Source organism: Hymenobacter artigasi (genome assembly GCF_012275535.1).
GTDB classification, from domain to species: Bacteria; Bacteroidota; Bacteroidia; order Cytophagales; family Hymenobacteraceae; genus Hymenobacter; species Hymenobacter artigasi.
This window is the reverse complement of the sequence record NZ_JAAVTK010000006.1, coordinates 267,734-291,138: the sequence shown is the minus strand read 5'-3', so window position 1 is coordinate 291,138 and position 23,405 is coordinate 267,734. Positions and strand designations below refer to the sequence as shown.

Sequence of the window (23,405 nt, the reverse complement as noted above, 5' to 3'; positions counted from 1 at the left end):
CCCAGGGCCGACCGCCATTGCCGGGGCGTTTTTAAATCCTGAATGGAGATTTTCATGCGTAAATATCCTGTCCTGATGCCGCTGCAACAAGTCTATTCCCAAAGCTTAAGAAATACCTCGGACGACAAATTGCAGACAGAATAAAAAAAGCGAATGCATAACAGCAGCTTCCCAGAAAGAGGCTGGAGTGCTGGATTAGCGCAACTTATAGGTTGATGCTCTGAAAGCCCCACCTCCGACAAGCTGTCAAATGTTGTCATTGAAAAACGCCCACGATTCTTTATGACTTCGCCGGCGCTTTTTTCTTGCCCGTACCCGTGCTGGCCCCCAGCCGCTCGGGGTTATCGGCCAGGAACTTGCCCCAGCTTTTGCCGCCGCTCACGGTGTTGTTGTTGCCCTTCTGATAGTGGTGGCACAGGGCCACGGCCAGGGCATCGGTCGCGTCCAGAAAGGTGCTGGCTTCGGCGATGGGCGGCAGCTTGAGGGTCTGGCGCAGCATGTGAGCCACCTGCTCCTTGGTGGAGTTGCCCGAGCCCGTCACGGACTGCTTCACTTTGGTGGGGGCGTACTCCACGTAGGGAATCTGGCGCGAGAGGGCGGCCGCGATGGCCACGCCCTGCGCCCGACCCAGCTTGAGCATGCTTTGCACGTTCACACCGAAAAACGGGGCCTCGATGGCCAGCTCATCGGGCAGGTACTCGTCGATGAGTTCCAGCATGCGGTCGAAAATCCGCTTTAGCTTTACGGCGTGATTCGAGCCCAGGGCCTTCATATTGATAACGTCGTAGCACAGCACGTCCACGCGCTGGCCGCGCACCTCAATCAGGGCGTAGCCCATAATCTGGGTGCCGGGGTCGACGCCCATGATGATTTTGGGCAGCAGCTCGACGGCGGGAGCGGGGCGGGGGCGAAGGGGAGCGGGCATCTGGCCCAAAGTTACGACCCCGGCCAGGCCAGTGCGTCAGAAACTGATGTTTCATCGGCGGCCGGTGCTTCGGCGGCGCGTTCCGGCCCGCACCCGACTCCGCCGGAACCCGAAAACCGCCGCGCCCGGCAGTGGAAACGCATCGTATTCTGGGGAAAAATCGGCGTCACGCTGCTTACGTTGGGCCTGCTGTACCACTCCATCTTTGCCGCGCCCGATACAGCGGCGGCCTGGCGGCACCTGCTCAGCACCACGCTCAGCGGGGCGGGGCGCGGGCCAGTGCTGCTGGCCCTGGCCCTGGTGCCCGCCAACTGGGGCCTGGAGGCCTGGAAGTGGTACCGCCTGGCCCGGCACCTGGAGCCCGTCACGTTCGGGCGCAGCTTCCGGGCGGTGCTGGTGGGCCTCACGCTGGGTTTTGCCACCCCCAACCGCGTGGGCGACTACGCCGGCCGCATCATCGAGCTCAAAAGCCGCCGCGTGAGCGCGCTGGGGGCCGTTTTTCTGGGGCGCTACTGCCAGCTGGTGGCCACCGTGCTGGCGGGCGTGGCCGGCCTGCTGTATTTCCTGCTGAAGTTTTACCTGAACGGCTACCCGGCCGCCGGGCTGGGCGTGGCAGCCTCGGCGCTGCTGCTGAGCGGGCTGGTGCTGGTGCCGCTGTACCGGTCCCGTCTGCTGCTGGCGGCGCTGGGTGTGTGGCGGCCGCTGCGGCGGTTTCGGCCGGCGCTGGCCATTATGCCAACCTATCCGGCTACGGCGCTGCACGCGGTACTGGCCATTTCGGGGCTGCGTTACGCGGTATTCTGCGCGCAGTTTATGCTGCTGCTGACGGCCTACGGCGTGGGCGGGCCGCTGGGGCCGGGGCTGGCCGCGGTGGCGGGCACGTTTTTCTTGAAGTCGCTGGTGCCCTCGCTCAATGCCCTGGCCGATGTGGGCGTGCGGGAGCTCTCGGCCACGCATTTATTTGGGCTGCTGGGGCAGCCGGCGTTGCCGGTGCTGAGTGCGAGTCTGAGTTTGTGGGTCATCAATATTGCCCTGCCCAGCGCGGCCGGCCTGCTGCTGGTGCCGGGGCTGCGCGTGCTGCGCGAGAAGCGCGCCGGGAAATGATGGCAGCGGTGGGAATTAGCTTGCTGGTACTGCCGGCGTTGTACGCGGCGCTGATGGTATGGCTTCGGGACGGATTTGTCCTCACGGGTCACCTCACCCCCCTAGCCCCCCTCTCCCGCGGAGAGGGGGGGACTAGTTATAGTTCTAGTTCGGGGCGACAAGTCGGACTGAGGCTAGAAACTAGTTCCCCCTCTCCGCGGGAGAGGGGGTTAGGGGCCGTGCCCGGCAGGGGTGAGGTTACCCATGAGGATAAACTAACATTTTCCGTCCTCATCGCCGCCCGAAACGAAGCTGCCAACCTCCCCGACCTGCTGCGTGACCTCGCCGCCCAAACGCTGCCGGCCGGCCGCTTCGAAGTCCTCATTGCCAACGACCATTCCACCGATGCTACCGCTGCGCTGGTAACGGCCGCCGCGCAGGAAACTGGTTTTCACCTGCGCCTAATCGAGCTGCCCCCTGCCCAAACCGGCAAAAAAGAGGCCCTGCTCACGGCCTTGCACGCCGCCCGTGCCCCCTGGCTGGTGTGCACCGATGCCGACTGCCGCCTCGGCCCCGACTGGCTGGCGGCCTACGCAGCTCTGCTGCACCGGCATCCCCAGGCCAATTTCATCAGCGGCCCGGTGCTGCTCACGGGGCCTGATTCGCTTTTCATGACGCTCATGGGGCTGGAGTTTGCCGGCCTGGTGGGGGTGGGCGCGGCCTGCCTGGCCCGCCAGGCTCCCACTATGTGCAACGGGGCCAACCTGGCCTACCGCCGCGCCGCCTTCGAGGCCGTGGGCGGCTTCGCCGACAATGTCCACCTCGCCAGCGGCGACGACGAGTTTCTGCTCCATAAAATCCACGCCGCCTTTCCCGGCACGGCCCATTTCCTGGCCGATGCGGCGGCTACCGTCCGCACGGCCGCGCCCGATACGCTGCGGGCGCTGCTGCGGCAGCGGGTGCGCTGGGCCAGTAAGTGGCGGCACTACCAGAGCGCGGCTTCGCGCAACCTGGCTCTGCTGGTGCTGGGAGCCAATGTGGCCCTGGCTGGCGGAGTGGTAGCCGCCGCAATATGGCCCGGCCTCTGGCTCTGGGTGGCGGCGGCCTGGGTAATTAAGCTGGGGGCCGATGCGTGGTTTCTGAGCCCGGTGCTAGGGTTTTTTGGGCGGCGCAAGTGGCTGTGGGGGCTGCTGCCGCTGCAAATGCTCTACGCGCCGTATGCGCTGGCGGTAGGGGCGGCCGGCTGGCGTGGCGGCTATGAGTGGAAGGGCCGGGCAGTGCGGTAGGGCAGGGCCGTCTGGAGATGGGAATTAGTGTCGAAAAAATACAGTCCAGTGGGCTTGGAAGGTAAATTTGCCGCACATATATTCCACCTAAGCCCAACGTATTATGCGGTTCAATTCGGTTGGTTTCGCCCTGTCAGTCGGCATGCTGTTAGTAGTCGTGCTCATTGGTTTCACCCTGTTGAGCGCCGCCGGGTTGGTGGGCTTCGCGGCTGATGATGTGGAGGTTGCTCAATGTGGAGTGGGAGGGCCGTCAGATAACGTAAATCCAGTGCAACTCATAGCAGAAAATGCAAAGCCGCTAACTGGCCCAGAAGCAGCCGAAGTAGCGGCCGGCGATGCCCTGTTCAAAGGCAACTGCGCCCAGTGCCACGCCGTGAACGAGCAGGTGGTTGGGCCAGCCCTGGGTGGCCTTACCAACCGCCGTCCCATGAGCTGGATTTTGCCTTGGGTAAAGAATTCCAGCAAAGTAGTAGCCAGCGGCGACGAATACGCCGTGGCCGTTTTCAACAAGTTCAACAAGCAGCAAATACCGTCCTTCGCCCTTTCGGACAAGGAAATAACCTCGATTGTGGCCTACATCAATTCTCAGGAAGGGACTTCGATGGCGATAGCGGCGGCCCACTAGCCTTGACCGTTGGAAGTAGCGGAGTTGTACGGGTCTGGTTGGCTGGTTAAAATTGCAACCAAGCCCTTTCTTGTGCTTGCAGCCAAAACTGGTCGCGGTTGCGACACTTCTAAAAGTAAGCTGGATGCTGTAAACCAGCGATGCAGCTTGTCGTAAATTGCTCCCTATGAGAATAAGTGTGTTTATCGGCGTAGCGCTTTCCGTTGGTATTTGCCGGGCCAGCCACGCGCAGGATGCTGTCACCAAGGATGCGGTCACTACAGACGTAAAATTCTTTACTGAGGCCGCCGTCGTGCTCACAACGGGTACCATCCTGACTGGGACGCTGGTGCTGTACCCTGAAAGGCAGGTACTTGCTCTCAAGAGTGCCAACGACAGCACCTACACGCTCCCGGCGCGGCTGGTGCGCGGGTTTGCCGCTAAAGATGCCCCCGACCAGCAGCGGGCGGGTGATACTTACCTTGCCTTGCAGCGCATCTTCCGGGTGTTTCCCCTGCCGGCTACCAAATCGACTTCGCCGGTTGCTTGGGGATTTTACGAACAGCTCAGTCGTGGGCCAGGCGTAGTACTGTTGCGGCGCGAGCGGGCGGTGGGATATCAGGAATCATTGCGGGGGAATTTCCCCGGTTCAAATGGACTCGCGACCCAAACTCCGCCCATGATAACCTTCTTTCCCGGCGCTACCATTATTACGCTGTATCTGGCGACGGTTGCCGGCGCGGTGGTTCCGTTGCGGAAGCCTCAGGACGTGTTCAAGCATTTCCCCGCCATGGAGCCGCAGCTGCGCGCTTACGTCCGGGAAAATGGGCTGAACTTGTCCAACGACCGGGAATTATCCTTTCTGGTTAACCACGCCAACTCGCTGGCGAAACCAACGCCCTGACCGTCGGTAGTGGCTTCGGAGTAATGCCACCTGCCGGGCTTACATTTGCCCAAAGACCCACGCACGCTCTAATCTCAGTGACTGACCCCGAATTCGACCTGCTCGACGAGCTGTACTTCGTCACCCCGTTCCGCACGCTGCTGCAGAAAACCGGCCTGCCCGCTAATGAGCTCGAAGACCAGCTCCGCACCTTGCTCGAGCAGGGCCTCATCCGCAGCTACTGGCCCGACCCCGACACCGAGCTGGCCTACGAAACCACGTCTTTCGGCGCCATTGCCCGCGACGCGGCCTACCTGGCCTCGAAGGAAGGCCTGCTGCAACACAACACCCGCTAGCGGTGGCCATGGCAGTTACGGCAGCGCCCCCCACTACGGCCGCCGCCGCCCGGCCGCCCGGCTACTACGTGCGCCAGCGCCTGTGGCAAAATCGGCCCGCCGTGGCCGGGCTGGCCTTTATTGCCCTGTGCACGCTGGTAGCGCTGCTGGGCTACTGGGTGCTGCCCGATAACTCGCCCAACGCCAACCACGGCTTCGTCCAGATTCAGAAGGAGCCGCCCGGGCTGCGGGTGCTGCTGCTGCGCCAGCCCCTGCCCGACTCGTCCCGCACCGGCCTGGCTCCGGCCAATATTTTCAGTACCTGGCTGCGCGGCCGCGAGCCCGAAGTGCAGGAAACGCCCATCGGCGGCTACCGGTTTGCCGGCGATTCCATCGTGCTGAAACCGCTGGGCGAACACTCGGCCGAGGCGGGCCGGCAGCGGCGGCTGGCGCTGGCGGCCGTGGTGGGCCACGCCGGCTCTGCGGCCGAATTGCAGCGCGAAGTCAAAGCCAGACACCTTACTACGCGTACCTACGCCCTGGGTACCGACAAAGCCGGGCGCGACGAGCTGAGCCGGCTGCTGCTGGGCACGCGCATCTCGCTGGGTATCGGGCTGGTAGCGGTGCTTATTTCGGTGGTGCTGGGCATGGCCGTGGGCGCGGTGGCCGGCTACTTCGGCGGCTGGGTCGATTCCGTTTTGCTGGGGGTGATGACCGTGGTGTGGAGCATTCCGGGCATCATGCTGGTCATTGCTATTTCGCTGGCGCTCGATAGCAAAGGCGTGTGGGTCAGCTTTGTGGCGGTGGGCCTCACCATGTGGGTGGATGTGGCCCGCGTGGTGCGCGGCCAGATGCTGAGCCTGCGCTCGGCCACCTTCGTGGAGGCCGGCCGGGTACTGGGGCTGCCCACGTCGCGCCTCATTGCGCGGCACCTGCTGCCCAACATGCGCGGCCCGCTCATCGTGCTGGCCACCAGTAATTTCGCTTCGGCTATTTTGCTCGAAGCGGGCCTGAGCTTCCTGGGCCTGGGGGTGCAGCCGCCCGCGCCCAGCTGGGGCCTGATGGTGAAGGAAGGCTACGATTTGCTGGGTACCGAGGCCGGCGTGTGGCTCACGCTGCTGCCCGGCGCGGCCATTTCGCTGCTCGTGCTCAGCTTCAACCTGCTCGGCAACGGCCTGCGCGATGCCTACGACCCTAAAACGCCCGTAGCGGTGTAAGTTTGTGGCCCCGCGCTCGGATTTCCGGCGCATTGCTTACCTTGCCGCATGCCTGCTGTCGCTCCCAATTCTCCCACCGAACCACCGGCTGACTCCGCCGCCCAGCTCGCCACGCGCGATGAGCAGCTCAAGCAGCTGCGTCGCCAGTTGCAACTCAAACAGTTCGAGCTGGATACGGTGCTGGGCGTGGCCTACGACATGACGGCCCGCGACCACTCCGTGGATGAGCTGTACCACATGCTGCGCCTCACCCTGCAGGGCCAGCGCAACGTGGTGCAGCTGGTTCTATTTGCCCGCGAGGACGACCATTTTCGCGCCCGCCTTGCTTTGGGCTGCGACCTGACCACGGCCGAAAAGCTGACGCTCTCGCCCGCCTTGCTCGGTGGCGAAGTGCAGGAGCCGCAAGCCGTGGAAGACCTGTTGCTGGGGCCAGACTGGAGCAAATACGAGCTGGTGCTGCCCATTCTGCGGCAGCGCCGGGTAATGGCCTACGTGTTCGTGGGCGGCCTGCGCACCGACTTTGACCGCCAGCAGCTCATTCCCTTCCTCACCTCGCTGGCCAACACGCTGATGGGGGCCGTGGAAAACCGCCGCCTGCAGGCCCAGCGCGTGGCCGATGCCGCCGTGCGCAAGGAAATCGAGATTGCCCAGGAGGTGCAGGCCATGCTCTTCCCGCGCCAGCTGCCCAACGATGCCGACCTGGCCATTGAGCGCAGCTACGTGCCGCACACCGAAATCGGGGGCGACTACTACGACGTAGTCGAAATCGACGCCGACCGCCTGCTGCTGTGCGTGGCCGATGTGAGCGGCAAGGGCGTGCCCGCGTCGCTGCTCATGTCGAACTTCCAGGCCGGGCTGCGCACGCTGCTGCGCCAGGGCGTGCCGCTGGCTACCATCGTGCCCGAACTCAACCACTTGCTGTTTCGAAACTCGGGCGGCGAGAAATTTATCACGGCCTTTCTGGGCATCTATAACCGCCGCACCCGCCGCCTGCAATTCGTGAATGCCGGCCACAACGACCCCCTGCTGCTGGCCGACAACGGCACCGTGACCACACTCAAGGACGGCACCGTGATGCTGGGCATTATGGAAGAACTGCCGTTGCTGCAGGTGGGCGAAATCGAAATCCCGCACCAATCGCTGCTGCTGCTTTATACCGACGGCCTCACCGAAGTGTTCGACGCCGACGGCAACGAGTTTGGCGAGGAAGGCGTGCTGGCCGTGCTGCACCGCAGCCGCTACCTGCCGCTGCCCAGGCTGCACCAGGAAATGCTGCGCACCATCGACGCCTACAGCTCGCGCGGCTCGCACTTCGCCGATGACGTGACGATTCTTAGCTGCCGGTTCAAGTAGCCCGCGATGGCCCCCACCGTTTTAATTGCCGAAATCAGCCAGCAGCTGACCACCGCCTTCGACCAGCTCGACGGCTGGTTTGCGGCCCCGGCCCCTTTGCGAAGCTACCACCCCGCCAACGGCGGCTGGACCATCGACGAGATTCTCGAACACGTTGCCCTCACCAATCATTTTCTGCTCATTCTGATTGAGAAAGGGACGGCTAAAGCGCTCAAAAATGCCCATGGGCTGGACCTTGCCACCGAGCTGGCCAACCGGCAGTCGGTCCGCGTTCGCCTTGATGAGATTAACCAGCCGGGGGCCTTCAAATGGATGCGGCCCAACCACATGGCACCGCAGGGCTTGAAATCGGGGCCGCAAGTGGCTGCCACGCTCCGGCAGCAGCTGCAGCAGTGCCAAGCGGTGCTGGGCCGCCTGCCCAATGGCGAAGGCGTACTCTACCACACAACCATGTCGGTAAACGACCTGGGCAAGATGGACGTGTATGACTTCGTTTACTTCCTGGCCAAGCACGTTGAGCGGCACCTGGGCCAAATCGGACAGGTGGTGGCCGAGTACCGTTCGTAAGGTCAGGCTGGTGTCGTGTTGGCCGGGTCGGTGGCCTCATCCAGCCACGACTGCGCACGCACCAGCAGGGCCAGGCAGAGGAAAAACACCGGTCCAATCTTGTCCACCTCAATCAGCTCATTGAGCGTGAGATGGAAGATGATGACCACCAGCGACAGCGACGCGGCCAGCACCACGCGGCGCACCTCGGGCTGCGCGTGGGAGCGGTGGTAGAGGTTTTCGGCGAATACTAGCGACGTGGCAATCAGCGTGATGAACAGCAGAAAGCCCGGAATTCCCTGCTCGGCCAGCTGCAGCAGGAAGTAGTTGTGCGTGGTCGATTTTTCGGGGTTGTCGCTTACGTAGGTGCGGAAGCTCTTCACCGTGTAGCGCTTGTATTCGGGGTAGAAGGTGGCCGCGCCGCTGCCGGTGATGGGCTTGTCGCCAATCATGCGGGCGGCGGCCACCCAGCGGTACACCCGCTCCATGCCCGACACGTCCTGCAGCTTGTAGGTGGCTTCGAGGTGCTTTTCGAAGTTCTGGCCGTTGAACACCGTGCGCTCGTAGTTGGGCGCAAATTCCATGTACCGGTCGCCGGTCGCCACGTACGTCACGCCCAGCGTTACGGCCACGGCCACGGCCAGCAGCACCACCCGCGTGAGGCGCAGGCGCATCACCAGATAAAACAGCGCCGCGATGGGCAGCGACAGAATGGACGCCCGGGTGTAGGACGTGAGCAGGCCAAACAGCACAATGCCCAGCCCCACGCGCCACGCCAGCCGCGCGCCGCCCCGGCTCGTGGCCTGAATGGCAAACCAGGCAAACGGCACCAGCAGCGCCAGCATGGCCGCGTAAATAACGTGGTTGCGAAAAAACGGGTGCAGCGCCCAGTTAATTTCGGCGAAGCTGAAGCCCCTGGTAGCGTGGCGACTGGCCACGTACAGCACGCTCAGGGCGGCTCCGGCCACGTACACGGCCGCGAAGCGCCAGGTGTCGTTGGGCCGCCGCACTATCAGCAGCGTGCCCAGCAGGAAGGGCACGATATACCACACCTTGGCCAGCAGGTACTTAAAGGACTTGAGCGTATCAACCGAAAACAGGAGGTCGACGGCCGTCCACAGCAGCATCAGGGACAGAATGACCAGCAGCGGGTTTATCAGCTCGCGGCGCGGAATGTGGCCCACGCCCAGCATCATGGCCCCCAGCACGCAGGCCGTGAGCACCAGCATCAGCGGCTCGGAGGGCACGTCCATACTCAGCCCGCCAAACAGGCTGATTTCCTGCGAAAAAGGCAGCACGAAAAACAGCAGGTAGTACAGCCAGCGCCATTCCACTAGGGCCACCAGTAGGCCCACGGCCAGCAGCGCCGGCAGGAACAGGGCCGGCATCTGGGCCAGGGCCGCCGCCGCGCCGCCGGCCAGCAGCAGGCCCACAAACCCCATAAAGAGGAGCTGGGGCGTATCGAAAGACCGCCAGCGCTGGCCCGGCTGCTCGTTCACGGGCGGGTTCACGCCGGGCGCATGGCCCCGGGCCGGTTGTAGCGGTACAGCTCCAGCAGCGCAATGAACACCACCGAGAGCGCGAAGGTGAGCAGCACGGAACCCAGCACGATGAGCGAGCGCACGGGCTTAAATTTCTTGGTGGCCGGGTAGGCCTTCTGCACCAGGTACACGCTCGAAAGCCGGCCCTTGATGCTAAGCTCCGCCGTTTCGTAGGCGCTGCGCGCCGCGATGAGGCGGGTCTGCAAATCGGTTACGCGGGTCGTGAACATGGCCAGCGAATCGGTGCCCGCCACGTAGCTTTCCAGGTTGATGAGGTTGCCGGCATCGGCGCGGGTCAGGCCCCGCAGGCTGCGCTTGAGGCCGGCCACGTCGCCGCCGCTGGCTTCGGCCTTGCGCAGGGCGGCCTCGGTTTCGATGAGCTGCTTGGCCAGGTAGCGGCCCTGCATTTCGAGGCCAAAAATGCCATAGCGGCGGCGGGCGCCCACCAGCTCGCGGCGGCTGCGCTCGAAGCTGGTGCTCAGGTATTCGTAGCGCTGGCGGTAGAGCGCGAGCACGGTGCGGCGGTTTTCCAGCGTCAGCTGCTGGTTCACCGAGTCGATGGCCCGCACCATGGCGTTGGCCACGGCCGCGGCCAGCTGCTTGTCTTTGTCTATAAAGGTGAGCTCGATGGCGTCGCGCTCGTTGTGCACAATGCTCAGGTTGCTGCTGAACTCGCTCAGTACGTAGTTATCGGCGGCATCGGTGCCCGGCGCGCCGGCATGGTAGTGCTTGTAGAGGTCGAACTTCTTGATTACCACGTCGGCCACCGGCTGCGACTCACCGATGGTGATGACGCGGTCCAGGTCTTCGGCCCGGCCACCCAGCTCCAGCCTGGTGCCCATCTCCTTGTCCTGGTCCAGCAGGCGGTCGGGGTCGGCCGTTTGCGGGTTGGTGGGGATGAAAACGGCGGTGGAGCGGTACTGGTTGGGCAGTAGCAAGGCCACCACCACACTCACAACGGCGGCCAGCGCCACGGCACCGGCCACAAAATATTTCCAGCGGTTGATAATGGGCCCCAGGCCCACCAGCGAGAAAGAGGGTGCAGACATACAGAAAGGAAAACCGCCGGCTCCGCCTGCAAAAATTAGTTGGGCATAAAGCGGGAAAGCGGCGGGCAAAGATAGCCGGAAAATAGCCCTTCGGACCTAATAGTGCGGCTGCCCCGGCGCGGTGCGTAGCTTTGCGGGCCGTGCGCCGCGCCCCGGGGCACATTTTCAAAACCTAGCCCTCCCTTCCGCATCAAACGGTTTTTTGGCAATATCAGCTTCGTCGTCCTGCTCAACCTGCTGGTGAAACCCGGCTGGGTGGTGGTCGAAAACCTGGTGCAGGACCGGCTCGGGCACGCCACGTTTGGCCTCATCACGGCGCTCTCGGCGCTCACGTTGGTGGTGGCCGCCCTCTCCGATTTGGGCCTCACGCCCTACTCCGTGCAGCGCGTAGCGGCCGAGCCGGGCTTTATGGCCGAAACCTTCCCCACGCTGCTGCCCCTGCGCGGGGCGCTCAACTTCGTGGCCCTGGCCGCCATGCTGGTGGTGGGCTGGGCGCTGGGCTACCGCGGCCCCGAGCTGGGCCTGCTGGCGGCGGTGGGCGCGGCGCTGCTGCTGGCCCAGTACGGGCAGTTTCTGCGCGGTACCCTTCAGGCCCATCAAAAATTCAACACCGACGCCGTGCTCTCGGTGGTCGAAAAATTTCTGCTGCTCGGGGCCGTGCTGGTGCTCATTCCGGTGGGCCTCACGCTGCCGCGCTACGTGGGCGCGCGGCTGGGCGCGGCGGCCTTCACCACGATGCTGCTGTATGGACTGATGACGCGGTTTTTTGGCCGCGTGAAGTACCGCTGGAAAGGCCCCGTGGCCCGCACCGCCCTGCGCGCCAGCCTGCCCTTCGCCCTCATGACGCTGCTCTACGGCGTGAACGAGCGCATCGACATGGTGATGCTCGAACGCCTGGCCTCGCCCACCGAGGCGGGCTACTACGCCGGCGCTTACCGCTGGGTCGATGCCGTGATGATGTACGCCTGGACGGTGCTGCCGCTCTTTTTTGCCAAGTTTGCCAGTGTGCCGAAGGATGCCGGGGCCCAGCGCGAGCTGCTGCGCTTCGGGCAGCGCATCGTTACGCTGCCGCTGCTGTTCGTGGTGGCTTTTATCTTTTTTCGGGGCGAGGTGGTGTTCTGGCAGTTCAAGCACAGCAGCCCGGCCGAAATAGCCCGTATGACGCTCTGCCTGAAGATATTATTTGTGAACGTGCTGGTGCACGGCTTCTTCGCCATTTATAGCACGCTGCTCACCAGCACTACCCACGAGCGCGCCGTGAGCTGGCTGGTGGCCCTCAGCATCGCCCTCAACATTGGCCTGAACCTGGTGTTCCTGCCCAAGTTCGGAGCCATCGCGGCTTCCGTCGATACCCTGGTTTGCGCGGCGGCCGTGTCGGTGGGCTACCTGGTGCTGGTGGCGCGGCGCACCGGCGTGGGCGTGCCCGGCCGCCTGCTGGCCCGGCTGCTGCTCTGCTTCGGACTGCTATGCGGGGCCTGGGCCGGCCTGCAATACGGTTTGTTCCTGAGCTGGTGGCTGGAATCAGGCATCATGGCCGTAGTATTCGGGCTGATTGTGCTGGGCACGGGGCTGGTGCGCCGCAACGAAATCAGTCAACTCATCCCCGGCAGAGGGAAGTAAAAAACAAAAAGAACGTCATGCTGAGCGGAGCCGAAGCATCTCTACCGCGCAACTAATCCAGTAAGTAGGATTTACTATTGAGGTAGAGATGCTTCGACTCTGCTCAGCATGACGGGTATGTTTGAATGCGTAATCACCTAATGCACATCGCCGTAAACACCCGTTTTCTGCTGCCCGGCGACCACCTCGAAGGCATTGGCCGCTTCACCTACGAGACGCTTCTGCGCCTCGTGGCGCAGCATCCGGAGGTCACGTTTCACTTCCTGTTCGACCGTGCTTACGATGCCCGCTACCTGTTTGGGCCCAACGTAGTACCGCACGTGTTACAGCCGCCGGCCCGGCATCCGTTGCTGTACGTAGCGTGGTTTGAGGGCGCGGTGGCGGCGTGGCTGGCCCGGCACCGGCCGGCCGCCTTCCTAAGCCCCGATGGCTTCACGACCCTTAACACAAGCGTGCCCCGCGTCACGGTTATCCACGACCTGGCGTTTGAGCATTTTCCGCTCGATGTGGGCTTGTTGCAACGCAAGTATTATCACTTTTTCTCGCCGCGCTTCGCCCGCGCCTCGGCGCAAATCGTAGCCGTATCGGAAGCCACCAAGGCCGATATCGTGCAGACCTACGGTACCGCGCCCGAAAAAATCAGCGTGGCCTACAACGCGCCTGCCGATTTATTTCAGCCCCAGGCGGAGCCCGGCCAGCGGGAAGTTCGCCGAAAATTCAGCCACGGGCAGCCGTATTTTCTGTTTGTCGGAGCCTTGCAGCCGCGCAAAAATCTGGGCAATCTGCTGCGAGCCTTCGACCAGCTTAAAGCCACCGGCGGCGCGGCCGTGGTCGATGCCCAGCTGCTCATCGTGGGCCGTAAGGCCTGGAAAGCCGGCCCCATCCTGGCCGCTTATGAGCAGATGCGCCACCAGTCGGCGGTGCATTTCACCGGCCGCGTGGCCGATGCCGAGCTGGCCGGCCTCTACGCGGCGGCCCGGGCTACGGTGTACGTGCCTTATTTTGAGGGTTTTGGTATTCCGATTGTGGAGGCGCAGGCCAGTGGCTGCCCGGTGCTCACGTCGGGCGTCAGTTCGATGCCGGAGGTGGCGGGGGCGGGCGGGGCCTTGCTGGTGGACCCGCGCGATGTAGACAGCATTGCCGCCGGGCTGGCCCGGCTGTGGAACGACGCGGACCTACGCCGGCAGCTGGTAGCCCGGGGCCGCGAGAATCTGAGCCGGTTTTCGTGGGCGCAAAGCGCCGAAGTGCTGTGGCAGGCGATAGGTAAGGCCATCAGCCGGCAGTAAGGCCGGCAGCGGCGCGCCGTGCTTTATGTAGCGCCGGCCGGCCGTACTTTTGCCGGTAGTTATGGCCCGTTTGCACCCCTACAATTTTGTCCACGTTCTCCTGCCGCAGCTGGCGTGGCGCCGGCCCTTATCGGTGCGCCGCGAGCTGAGCGACCCGTATCTGGCCAAGGAGCTGCTGCATTACGTGTGGGATAAAGCGGCCGAAAACGTGGCTCCCGTTGACCGCGTGCCGCCCAAAGGCCTGCGCCTGAGCTGGCACGAAGTGGCTGGCCGCGTCACGGCCCTGTTCCATCTGCCCGCGCCCCAGGCCACCATGGAGGCGCATTTCTCGGCCCTCGTGTATGAGGAGGACGACGAGCCCGCCGAAACCGAAGCCGAGGAAACGCGCCCCCGCTACTTCACCCTCGAAGCCACGCTGGGCCTGAGCGGCCCCGCCGGCACACCCACCACCGTGAGCGAGTGGGCCGGCGATGTGCACCGGCAGCTGGGCCGGGGCCCCGCCGGCGGCCGCTCCAACACCGCCGAAGCCTTTCTCGAAGTGCTGGCCACCGTGCTCGGCCCGCTGCCCGATACCCGCGTGCCCTTCATGCGCATCGTCCGTTCCTGATGGCTGGTTTGTCGTCTGCCCGGCTCGAAGCGGCTGTGCTCACGCGCCCGCCCCGGCTGCTGCACGCCCTGCTGCCCGGCTGCGAGTGGACCGGCCCGGCTACCACGCCCGCCGGCGCGCCGGTCGTGTACCTGACCTTCGACGACGGCCCTATTCCCGAAGAAACGCCCTGGGTGCTGGAGCAGCTGGCGTTATTCCATGCCAAAGCCACGTTTTTCTGCGTGGGCGAAAACCTGCTGCGCTACCCCGAAATTGCCTGCGCCGCTCTGGCTGCCGGCCACCGTCTCGGCAACCATACCCACCAGCACCGCAGCGCCTGGGCTACCGCCCGCCCGGCTTATCTGACCGATGTAGCTGTTTGTCAAGCCCAAATTGACACGCTGGTGCAAAGCGTCCCGGAGAAACCGCTTTCCGCTTCCCGCTCCCCGCTTCCGCTGTTCCGCCCGCCCTACGGCCGCCTTACCTGGCCGCTGCTGCCCGCGCTGCGTCGTGATTTCAGGGTTGTCATGTGGTCGGTGCTCACGCGGGACTACGACCCCGGCCTGAGCCCCGAAAGCTGCCTGCGGTTTGCTCTGGAGGCTATTCGGGCCGGCGATGTGGTGGTGTTTCACGACAGCCGGAAGGCCAGCGCCCGGCTGCGCTTCGTGCTGCCCCGTGTGCTGGCCCACCTGGCCGGGCAGGGCTTTCAATTCGCCACGCTGTGAGCGGGCTGCTGCTGGATTTTCTGCTGCTTTACCTGGGGCTGTGGCTTCTGGGCATGGCGTTCACGGCGTGGCACTTCGCCAGTCGGCGCGGGGCACAGGCGGCCGAAACCCTGCCCGCGCCGCTGCCCCGCGTGAGCATCCTCATTGCTGCCCGCGACGAAGAAGCGGCCCTGCCGCGCTGCCTGGCCAGCCTGCGGGTCCTGCACTACCCGGCCGAGTTGCTCGAAATCCTCGTCGGCGATGATGGCAGCACCGACCATACCGCCGCCGTGGCCGCCGTTGCCATGCAGGGTTTCGCGGGCCAGTTTCGAGTAATACCCATCACCGAAAACCTGGGCCAGGCGCGGGGCAAAGCCAACGTGCTGGCTCACCTGACCCGGCTGGCTACCACCGACTACTTCTTCATCACCGATGCCGATATCAGCCTGCCCAAAACCTGGATTGCGGGTCTGCTGTCCCACGCCGCGCCGGGCGTGGGCACGGTCACGGGCATCACGGCCGTGCGCGGGGCCCGCTTATTCGACCAGCTACAGGGCATCGACTGGCTGCTCTCGCTGAGCATGGTGCAGGTGGTGAGCGACCTGGGCCGCCCCGTCACGGCCATGGGCAACAACATGCTCGTGACCCGCGCCGCCTACGAAGCCACGGGAGGATACGAAGCGCTGCCCTTTTCCGTAACCGAAGATTTTGCCCTGTTTCAGGCCGTGCTGGCGGCCGGTTTTGGCTTCCGGCAGGTGTTTCAGGCCGATATCCGGGCCGATTCGCTGCCTATGCCTACCTGGGCGGCGCTGCTGCGGCAGCGCAAGCGCTGGCTGCGCGGGGTGGCCGGGCTACCGCTGCGCCTGCGGCTGGAGCTGCTGTTTTTCAGCGGCTTCTGGCCGGCGCTGGTGGGCGTGGCGGTGCAGGCCGGGCCGGCGGTGGCGCTTGGGTTGTGGGGGGCTAAAGTGCTGGTGCAGGGGGCGCTGGCAGCGGCGGCGCACCGCCGGGCCGGCCTGCGGCTGCGCTGGTGGCTGCTGCCGCTGTTCGAGCTGTACACGCTGGGGCTGACGGCGGCTATTCTGGTATTTCAGCTGAGCGGCGGCAAGGTGGTGTGGAAGGGGAGGAGCTATGAGTAACCCCTGTGGCGGGGTAGCCGCGGCGCGGCGGCAGGTTTGTAGCAAGCCGGCCGGTATGGGTCCGAAGCCGCGTAGCGGTGACAGATTTTCTACCCTTCTGTCACCGCTACGCGGCTTTGGGCCTGGCTTCTGGTTTATTTACCACAAACCTTTCGCCGCTACATAGCTACCCCGCAACTTGGGTTATTGGGCTTTCTCAACCACTGCCAGCGCGATATTTACCAGGTCGGTGGCCTGATTGGGGCGCATTTCGGGGGCGGGGTTGATGGCCACTTTATTTGGGTCGAACTGACCTTGCTGGGCCAAAATGCGCTGCGTTTCCATCAGCTTGGCCCGGCTGAAATCCTCGCCCGAGCGCAGCGGAATCAGCTTGAGCAGCGCGGCCGTGGGCGTTTTGCTGTTGCCCGTGATGGTGATATGGCCAAGCTGAGCTTTGCGGCCTTCGGAAATGTTGAAGGCCAGGTCGGTGGTGCCGTCGGGCTGGCGGGTGGCTGTGGGCGTTGCCGAGAAAAACAGGTAGCCGTGGTCCATGTAGCGCGAGGTAATATCGCCGCCTTTGGGGTCGAAGCTCAGGCGGCGAACCACAGTGGCGGAGTCGTAGGCATCGCCGGATTTGAGGCCCAGTGCCTGGTTCAGCTCGGCCGCCGACAAGTAGGTGTTGCCCTGCCAGCTGATGCGGCCAATGCGGCCCGCTGCCGTTGCGGGCGCAGTGGAGGAATTAGCCGGAGTCTCGGCCGGAGCCGCTGGTTCCGTAGCCGGTGAGCCGACGCAGGCCGTGGCCGCCCAGGTGAAGGCGAATACGGGCACGATGAGCAGAAAACGAAGCTTTTTCATGGGAGAGGAGGTTGGTTGAGTGAGCATCTGGATTCGGAGAAAAATTTGTTTGTGGGCGAAGGCATGCACCAGGGCAAAGGGGAGCTGCTGCGCCGCCAGCTTTATCAGCAGCTCGCCGTAGCGGGTGGGGTCGTACCCGGTAGGGTCGTATCCGGTAGGACTGGCCAGGGTGCGGGCCACGGCGGCATCGGCCAGGTACTCGTGCACCACTTTCAGCTGCCGGCCGAGGTACGGCACGGCGGCATTGAACCAGAAAACCACGCCCAGCGCCTCCACCAGCAATAAATCAAGCGTGTGGCGCTGCCGCACGTGCACTTGCTCGTGTAGCAGGAGCTGCGCCCGCTCGGCCGGACTCAGCGCCTCGTGCAGCGGCGACAGAAACACGTAGCGCCCGAAGGAAAACGCCGGCAGGCCGGGCGTGGGCAAATGCACAATGGCGAAGGTGCCCACATCGGTCTGCGGGTTTTGCCGGGCCAGCCGGCCTAGCGCCCGCACGTTGCGCACCGCCATTGCCAGCTTGTAGAGCGCCCCCAGCGCATACATACTCACGGCCCCGATGAGTAGTAGCGCCATCCAATCCGGCCTGCTGGCCGTGGGAGCGGCCGTCGCGTGGGCCAGCGGTACATTCAGCTGCCAGCTGAGGCGGAACGGCAGCCCGGCCACGGCCGGCGCGGCGGCCGGGTTGGCCAGCCAGGCCGCCAGCCCCGGAAAGGCCACCAGCGGAGTTACCACGCTCACGGCCAGCGCGCCCAGCAGATACGCCCGGTTTGCGGCGAAGTAGGTGAGGCCGGCCAGTAGCAGGCGGTAGGCCAGGGCAAATATGGCCAGGCAAAAGCTGGCTTCGGTCAGGTAGAGGAGGAGGCTAGTGAGCATCGCCGTCGGGCTTGGAAATGTTTTCGGAATCGTGGAGCAGGTCGAGCAGCTGCTGCTTTTCGCGCTGGCTCAGCGTTTCCTCCACCATGAAGGACACCAGCGCCGTGGGCGAATTGTCGAAATACTGCGCCAGCATGCGCTTCAGACTGGAAGCCCGGTACTCCATCTTGCTGATGAGCGGGAAGTACTCATACGTCTTGCCATAGGCCTTGAAGCCCACGTAGCCCTTGCGCTCCAGAATGCGCACCACCGACGAAATGGTATTGTAGGGCGGCTTGGGGTCGTCGGGCAAATGGTCGATAACGTCCTTGATGAATGCCTTCTTCAGCTTCCACAGCGCCTGCATGATGCGCTCTTCCGTTTTGGTTAATTCTTCCATGTGCCAAATGTATAACGGATAAATCAGTTTCAAAACTTATTATTCAGTTTTGAAACTGATTTATCCGTTGATAGTCATTTTCAGGCCCGACGTTTGCTTTTTGCGGCGGAAAATTATTGTCGGCCCGCGCCTTCGCCCGACCTTTGCGTCCCTATGCACATCACCGATTCGCACGCCCACCTCTACTCCGAACAGTTCCGGCCCGACCGCCTCGATGCCCTGCGCCGCGCCCAGGAAGCCGGCGTGCGCACCATAGTCATGCCCAACATCGACCACAGCAGCATCGATGCTATGCTGGAGCTGGAAGCGGAGGCCCCGGAAACCTGCTTTGCCATGATGGGCCTGCACCCGTGCTCCGTCACCCGCAATTTTGAGCAGCAGCTGTACGAGGTAGAAACGTGGCTGGACCGCCGGCCCTTCGCCGCCGTGGGCGAGGCCGGGCTCGATTTGCACTGGGATAAAAGCCTGCTGGCCGAGCAGCAGCAGGCCCTGAAAATTCAGCTCGACCTGGCTAAAAAGCACAGCTTGCCCATCGTGCTGCACACCCGCGAGGCCTTCGCCGAAACCGTGGCGCTGGTGGAGGCCGCGCAGGACGGCACGCTGCGCGGTGTGTTTCACTGCTTCTCCGGCACGCCCGAGGAGGCGGAACAGGTTATTAAGCTGGGGTTCAAGCTGGGTATCGGCGGCGTGGCCACGTTCAAGAACGGCGGGGCCGACAAGGTGCTGCCCGGCATCGGGCTGGAGCATCTGCTGCTCGAAACCGACTGCCCGTACCTGGCGCCCGTGCCGCACCGGGGCAAGCGCAACGAGCCGGCCTACCTGCCGCTAGTGCTGCGCCGCGTGGCGTCGTTGCTGGGCCGGCCCGAGGCGGAAGTGGCCGAAGCCACCACGCGCAACGCGGCGGCGTTGTTCAATTTGTGATAGTATTCAGGAAGCCGTAGCAAAAGAACGTCATGCTGAGCGCAGCCGAAGCATCTCTACTGCGCAACTAATTAAGTAGTAGTGCAGAAGTAATCGCATTGAATATTGATGGTTCATGCAGAGCGCAGCGAAGCATCTTTACTGCTCAATGCAATCCAACTGTCAGGATTAGTATTGAGGTAAAGATGCTTCGCTGCGCTCTGCATGACGACCGTTTTTACTACGGTTACTTCTGCACCACTACTTAGTATTGAGGTAGAGATGCTTCGGCTCCGCTCAGCATGACGACCTTACTTATCGGCTGATGCCACTACTACGCGGCGCGTTCCAGGCTGGTGAGCAGGGTTTCAATCTGGTCGGAGAAAACATTGACCTGGTCGAGGCCGGCGCGGGCTTCTTCGAGGTGGCCGCGCTGGTAGCGGGTGGCCAGGTCCTGGCCGGTGTTCAACATGCGCTGCAGCACATGCTCCAGCTCGCGCACGGCGGGCTGGCCGGCGGCCTGGGGTTTGAGTACGGTTTGAATCCACTGGCCCAGTGGGTTTTCGGCCAGGGAAAAAAGGGCCGGCTCGGCTTCGCGCACCCCGTAGAGCACCGAGCGCAGCCGCGACTTAAAGAGCACCTGCTTCACGCGGGCCTGCTGAAAGTCGAAGGAAGAGAGAGGCATACTGGGGCTAAAAAAAGGCGGGCAGAAAGGACCACAAAGATACGCCGGTTTTAGCCGGCCGTGGCATCGCCGAGGGCGCGGGCGGAGGCTTCGCGCACTTGTTCCAGAGCCTGGCGGGCCTTCACCAGCTCGGTGACTTCGAAGGCAAAAACCATGATGCCGGCCGGCTCGCCGTTTTCGCGGAGCTGCTGGTAGATGAAGTTGAAATACGAATCGCGCGGCGGCTCTCCGGGCTCGCGCTCCAGCGGAATGCTGAGCTCGTTGCCGTGGAAGGTTTCGCCGGTCTGGAACACGTTATTGAGCACCTCGTAGATGGGCTGGTCCTTGATTTCGGGCAGGGCTTCGAGCACCGGGAGGCCCACCAGCTGGCGGTGCGGAAAGAGCTGCTGGTAGGCCGGGTTCACAAATTCGAAGCGGTGCTCGGGGCCGCGGGCAATGGCAATCATGGCCGGGGCCTGCATGAACAGGCTTTCGTAGGTTTCGCGCTGGTTTTCGGCCTTTTGGTAGAGCTGATAGGCCTGCTCGGAGAGGGCGGCCTGGTGCTCGTTGGCGGCGAGGAGCTCCTGCACCATCTGGCGCTGCTCGTGAATGTCGGTGCCCCCGCCCACCCAGAGGTTGACGCGGCCATCGGCGTCGCGGCGGGGCACGGCGCGCACCAGAATCCAGCGGTACTGGCCGTCGTGGCGGCGCAGGCGGTATTCCACCTGGTAGGTGTCGCCGGTATCAAGGGCGTGCTGCCAGGATTCAAGCACGCGGGCGCGGTCTTCGTCGTGAATACCGACGGCCCACTGCCGGCCGGTTTGCTCGGCCAGAGGCTTGCCGGTGAAGGTGAGCCAGCGGGAGTTGAAGTAGGCGCGGTGGCCGGCGGTATCGGACGTCCAGATGAGAACGGGCAGGTTCTCGAGAATGAATTGGGTGCGGTCCTGGGCTTCGTCGAGGGCGTGCTGCACCTGAGCGGCGCGCTGGGCAGCGCGGTGCGCCTCGGTCACGTTCTGGGTGCGTTGCAGGATGTATTCGAGCTGGCCCTGCTCGTCGAGAATGGGGTAGTGGGTGGCCTGCCAGTACATCTCCTCGAAGCCGCCACCCTGCTCGGCGGGCAGGGCCAGGTCGTAGCGAATGAGGGGCATGGTGTGCGGCGTGTGGTGCTGGCGCACATGCTCGTGCGATTGAAAAATGACATCGCCTTCGTTCTGGTCCACCGAGGGAAAGGCTTCAAACAGCGTTTTGCCCACCACTTCGGCCCGGGGCCTGAGAGAGGCTTCCACATGGCCGTCGGTATTGTCGACGATAATAGCATCGGGCGTCATCAGCAGCAGGTTTTCGGGCAGGGAGCGAAACAGGCGCTGATAATCGGGAGTGGCAACAGAAGCAGTCATTTTAACAAGCTGAGAAGCAATGCGCAATACAATACAAGCGGCCGGGAGCCGGCTTTGGGGCCCTAAAAGTACAGCCGGCTTCGCACCGCGCAAAGCTGGCCGGGGGGCAGGTCTCAGGCCACGGCCAGGCCGCGCTCCAACGAAAGGAGCAAGGTTTCGATGTGGGCAGCGAAGGTGTTGATTTGGTCGAGGCCGGTGCGGGCTTCCTCGATGTGGCCGCGCTGGTAGCGGGTGGCCAGGTCCTGGCCGGCGCGCAGCATCTGCTGCACGGTGCGGTCGAGCTCGCGCACCTCGGGGTGGGTGCCGTGCTGGGGCTGGAGCACGGTGTGCAGCCACTGGCCCAGCGGGTTTTCCTGGGGCGAAAAGAGGCTGGATTCGGCCTCTCGCACGCCGTAGAGCACGGAGCGCAGCCGCGACTTAAAGAGCACCTGCTTCACGCGGGCCTGCTGAAAGTCGAACGAAGTAAGAGGCATAAATAGGAAGAAGTAAAAATAAAAGAGCGACTCCGGAGGACTGGTAAATGGCGAATGAGGAGCCGCCCGCCACGCCAATGGTTGCGGACGGCCTACCACAAATCAGGCCAAGGGTGCCGCGGGGCCGGCATCGCGGAGCTTTTCGAGGACCTGGCGGGCGTGCACGAGGTCGGTGACTTCAAAGGAGAAGACGACAATGCCAACGGGCTGCCCGTTTTCGCGGAACTGCTGGTAGACGAAGTTGAAATACTGGTCTTCGGCGGCCCCCAAAAGCCGGACGGGCACCTCGTTGCCGTGGTACGTTTCGCCCGATTGATACACGTGGTCGAGGAGGGCGATGAAGCCCTGCTCAGCTACTTCGGGCAATGCTTCGGCCACGGTGCGGCCCAGCAGGGGGCGCTTGCCGAGAATATGCTGATAGGGCGGGTTCACAAACTCGTGGCGGTGCTCGGGGCCGCGCAGGATGCAAATGGCAGCCGGGGCCTGCATAAACAGGCTTTCGTAGGTTTCGCGCTGGTTTTCAGCTTTCTGAAACTGCTGGTAGGCCTGCTCGGAGAGGGCGGCCTGCTGCTCGTTGGCATCGAGCAGCTCTTCTACCATCAGTTTTTGCTCGTGGATGTCGGTGTTGCAGCCCACCCACATCTCAATCTGGCCGTCGGCCCCCAGGCGGGGCACGCCCGTAGCCAGGTGCCAGCGGTAGCTGCCGTCGTGCCGGCGCATGCGGTATTCGGCCTGGTAAGAGGTACCCTGGTCGCGGGCGGCTTGCCACCGCGCGGTGGTGGCGGGCAAATCATCGGGATGCAGGTCTTCCACCCAGCCCCAGCCCAGGGTGTCGGCCAGCGCCCGGCCGGTAAAACCGGTCCAGCGGGTGTTAAAGAACTCGGCTGTGCCATCGGGGCGGGTAGTCCACACCATTACCGGAAGGCTTTGCAGCGTGAACTGGTTGCGTTGCCGCGTTTCGTCGAGGGCTTTCTGGGCCTCGGTGGCGGCCTGGCCGGCGCGGTGCGCTTCGGTCACGTCCTGCGGCATTTGCAGGATGTACTGCAGCTGGCCCTGGGCATCAAGCAGGGGGTAGTGCGTAATCTGCCAGTACCGCTCCTCGGTGCCGCCGCCCAGCTCGGCGGGGCGTTCCAGGTCGTAGCGCAGCAGGGGCATGGTGTCGGGGCGCAAGGTGCGGCGCACCTGCTCGTGCGAGGCGTGCAGGTCGCGCTGGCTTTCGGGGGCCGAAGGGTAGGCATCGAAAATATTGCGGCCCACGGCCTGCGCGCGTGGCAGGAGCGATACGCCAACGTGCTGGTCGGAATTGTCGAGCACGGTGCCGTCGGGGGCCAACAGCAGGTAGGCGCCGGGGAGGGCGTGAAACAGGGCGCGGTAATCGATGGGCAGGGAAGTATCGGCCATGAGGCGTACTAATTGAAATGGTGCCGCAAACTTCGGCAGGTGGTGATGATGATGCCGTGAAGGTAGATAATAGCCGCCGGAGCCAGCCTTCGGGAGATAAGCGGCGTGGCGCGCTGGTTGTTTGGGGCTGAATGAGGAGCCGTAGGCGGGAGTACGGGGCGCGGGTAATTGCGGTTAGCATTACCCGGTTTTTGCGGTGGTCGCTCCGGTCTGACCGCTCTAAGCGGTCCGGCCGGTTGTCGTTGTTATGGCCGTCGTTCATCCTTCGGCGGGTCGGCCCGCAACCCCGTCTGGCGGACAGCTGGTAAAAAAGTCAACAGCCCGCGCCAA

Annotated in this window: 23 protein-coding genes; 14 read left to right on the top strand and 9 right to left on the bottom strand. The window is 63.9% G+C overall.

What is annotated here, in order from left to right; translation table 11 throughout:
- Positions 1 to 280: 280 nt before the first annotated feature.
- Complete coding sequence (gene ruvC / locus HBN54_RS12295) at positions 281 to 925, bottom strand: crossover junction endodeoxyribonuclease RuvC (RefSeq protein ID WP_168673504.1); 645 nt, start codon at positions 923 to 925, stop codon at positions 281 to 283.
- Between the two features lie 180 nt (positions 926 to 1,105).
- Here ruvC and HBN54_RS12290 point away from each other — a divergent pair, with 180 nt between their 5' ends.
- The 8 genes from HBN54_RS12290 to HBN54_RS12255 all read left to right on the top strand — a co-directional run bounded on the left by HBN54_RS12290 (position 1,106) and on the right by HBN54_RS12255 (position 8,253).
- On the top strand, positions 1,106 to 2,029 hold the full coding sequence (locus tag HBN54_RS12290; RefSeq protein WP_168673503.1) for a lysylphosphatidylglycerol synthase domain-containing protein: 924 nt from the start codon (positions 1,106 to 1,108) through the stop codon (positions 2,027 to 2,029).
- A gap of 218 nt (positions 2,030 to 2,247) precedes the next feature.
- A complete protein-coding gene (locus HBN54_RS12285; protein ID WP_168673502.1) occupies positions 2,248 to 3,294 on the top strand; it encodes a glycosyltransferase in 1,047 nt (348 codons plus the stop codon).
- A 268-nt stretch (positions 3,295 to 3,562) separates the two neighbouring features.
- Positions 3,563 to 3,919, top strand: coding sequence for a c-type cytochrome (locus tag HBN54_RS12280; protein ID WP_317170212.1), 357 nt, complete (start codon positions 3,563 to 3,565; stop codon positions 3,917 to 3,919).
- A 178-nt stretch (positions 3,920 to 4,097) separates the two neighbouring features.
- Positions 4,098 to 4,802 carry a hypothetical protein gene (locus HBN54_RS12275; protein WP_168673501.1) on the top strand — a complete coding sequence of 235 codons (705 nt, stop codon included), beginning with the start codon at positions 4,098 to 4,100 and terminating at the stop codon, positions 4,800 to 4,802.
- A 77-nt stretch (positions 4,803 to 4,879) separates the two neighbouring features.
- Complete coding sequence (locus HBN54_RS12270) at positions 4,880 to 5,137, top strand: hypothetical protein (RefSeq protein WP_168673500.1); 258 nt, start codon at positions 4,880 to 4,882, stop codon at positions 5,135 to 5,137.
- An 8-nt stretch (positions 5,138 to 5,145) separates the two neighbouring features.
- Positions 5,146 to 6,333 (top strand): ABC transporter permease, encoded by a 1,188-nt coding sequence (locus HBN54_RS12265; protein ID WP_168673499.1) that lies wholly within the window; start codon positions 5,146 to 5,148, stop codon positions 6,331 to 6,333.
- A 48-nt stretch (positions 6,334 to 6,381) separates the two neighbouring features.
- Positions 6,382 to 7,686: a PP2C family protein-serine/threonine phosphatase gene (locus HBN54_RS12260; RefSeq protein ID WP_168673498.1), complete on the top strand. Its 1,305-nt coding sequence runs from the start codon at positions 6,382 to 6,384 to the stop codon at positions 7,684 to 7,686.
- Between the two features lie 6 nt (positions 7,687 to 7,692).
- On the top strand, positions 7,693 to 8,253 hold the full coding sequence (locus HBN54_RS12255) for a DinB family protein (protein ID WP_168673497.1): 561 nt from the start codon (positions 7,693 to 7,695) through the stop codon (positions 8,251 to 8,253).
- 2 nt (positions 8,254 to 8,255) lie between these two features.
- Here HBN54_RS12255 and HBN54_RS24000 read toward each other — a convergent pair whose 3' ends face one another.
- A complete protein-coding gene (locus HBN54_RS24000) occupies positions 8,256 to 9,743 on the bottom strand; it encodes an O-antigen ligase family protein (protein WP_168673496.1) in 1,488 nt (495 codons plus the stop codon).
- Entirely contained in the window at positions 9,740 to 10,822 is a 1,083-nt protein-coding gene (locus tag HBN54_RS12245) for a GumC domain-containing protein (RefSeq protein ID WP_168673495.1), read from the bottom strand. Before HBN54_RS12245 ends, HBN54_RS24000 begins: the two co-directional genes overlap by 4 nt.
- 189 nt (positions 10,823 to 11,011) lie before the next feature.
- Between HBN54_RS12245 and HBN54_RS23995 the strand changes: the two genes are divergently transcribed.
- The 5 genes from HBN54_RS23995 to HBN54_RS12220 all read left to right on the top strand — a co-directional run bounded on the left by HBN54_RS23995 (position 11,012) and on the right by HBN54_RS12220 (position 16,154).
- Positions 11,012 to 12,442 (top strand): oligosaccharide flippase family protein, encoded by a 1,431-nt coding sequence (locus HBN54_RS23995; RefSeq protein WP_317170214.1) that lies wholly within the window; start codon positions 11,012 to 11,014, stop codon positions 12,440 to 12,442.
- A gap of 140 nt (positions 12,443 to 12,582) precedes the next feature.
- Positions 12,583 to 13,728 (top strand): glycosyltransferase family 4 protein, encoded by a 1,146-nt coding sequence (locus HBN54_RS12235; protein WP_168673493.1) that lies wholly within the window; start codon positions 12,583 to 12,585, stop codon positions 13,726 to 13,728.
- Positions 13,729 to 13,789: 61 nt separating this feature from the next.
- The gene (locus HBN54_RS12230) at positions 13,790 to 14,335 is read left to right on the top strand and encodes a hypothetical protein (protein ID WP_168673492.1); all 546 of its coding nucleotides are present in this window, start codon (positions 13,790 to 13,792) and stop codon (positions 14,333 to 14,335) included.
- Positions 14,335 to 15,039 (top strand): polysaccharide deacetylase family protein, encoded by a 705-nt coding sequence (locus tag HBN54_RS12225; RefSeq protein WP_168673491.1) that lies wholly within the window; start codon positions 14,335 to 14,337, stop codon positions 15,037 to 15,039. The genes HBN54_RS12230 and HBN54_RS12225 overlap by 1 nt, the downstream gene beginning before the upstream one ends.
- On the top strand, positions 15,036 to 16,154 hold the full coding sequence (locus tag HBN54_RS12220; RefSeq protein ID WP_168673490.1) for a glycosyltransferase: 1,119 nt from the start codon (positions 15,036 to 15,038) through the stop codon (positions 16,152 to 16,154). Before HBN54_RS12225 ends, HBN54_RS12220 begins: the two co-directional genes overlap by 4 nt.
- A 183-nt stretch (positions 16,155 to 16,337) precedes the next feature.
- On the opposite strand, the gene HBN54_RS12215 is transcribed toward HBN54_RS12220, so the two are convergent.
- Positions 16,338 to 17,861: a M56 family metallopeptidase gene (locus tag HBN54_RS12215; protein ID WP_168673489.1), complete on the bottom strand. Its 1,524-nt coding sequence runs from the start codon at positions 17,859 to 17,861 to the stop codon at positions 16,338 to 16,340.
- Positions 17,851 to 18,240, bottom strand: coding sequence for a BlaI/MecI/CopY family transcriptional regulator (locus HBN54_RS12210; protein WP_168673488.1), 390 nt, complete (start codon positions 18,238 to 18,240; stop codon positions 17,851 to 17,853). The genes HBN54_RS12215 and HBN54_RS12210 overlap by 11 nt, the downstream gene beginning before the upstream one ends.
- Positions 18,241 to 18,393: 153 nt before the next feature.
- On the opposite strand from HBN54_RS12210, the gene HBN54_RS12205 reads away from it, so the two are divergent.
- On the top strand, positions 18,394 to 19,161 hold the full coding sequence (locus tag HBN54_RS12205; protein ID WP_168673487.1) for a TatD family hydrolase: 768 nt from the start codon (positions 18,394 to 18,396) through the stop codon (positions 19,159 to 19,161).
- A gap of 313 nt (positions 19,162 to 19,474) precedes the next feature.
- On the opposite strand, the gene HBN54_RS12200 is transcribed toward HBN54_RS12205, so the two are convergent.
- The 4 genes from HBN54_RS12200 to HBN54_RS12185 all read right to left on the bottom strand — a co-directional run bounded on the left by HBN54_RS12200 (position 19,475) and on the right by HBN54_RS12185 (position 23,075).
- Positions 19,475 to 19,825: a hypothetical protein gene (locus HBN54_RS12200; protein WP_168673486.1), complete on the bottom strand. Its 351-nt coding sequence runs from the start codon at positions 19,823 to 19,825 to the stop codon at positions 19,475 to 19,477.
- Between the two features lie 50 nt (positions 19,826 to 19,875).
- Positions 19,876 to 21,201, bottom strand: a complete 1,326-nt coding sequence (locus HBN54_RS12195) for a PAS domain-containing protein (protein ID WP_168673485.1) — start codon at positions 21,199 to 21,201, stop codon at positions 19,876 to 19,878.
- Between the two features lie 113 nt (positions 21,202 to 21,314).
- On the bottom strand, positions 21,315 to 21,674 hold the full coding sequence (locus HBN54_RS12190) for a hypothetical protein (RefSeq protein WP_168673484.1): 360 nt from the start codon (positions 21,672 to 21,674) through the stop codon (positions 21,315 to 21,317).
- Between the two features lie 102 nt (positions 21,675 to 21,776).
- Positions 21,777 to 23,075, bottom strand: a complete 1,299-nt coding sequence (locus HBN54_RS12185; protein ID WP_168673483.1) for a PAS domain-containing protein — start codon at positions 23,073 to 23,075, stop codon at positions 21,777 to 21,779.
- Positions 23,076 to 23,405 lie beyond the last annotated feature (330 nt).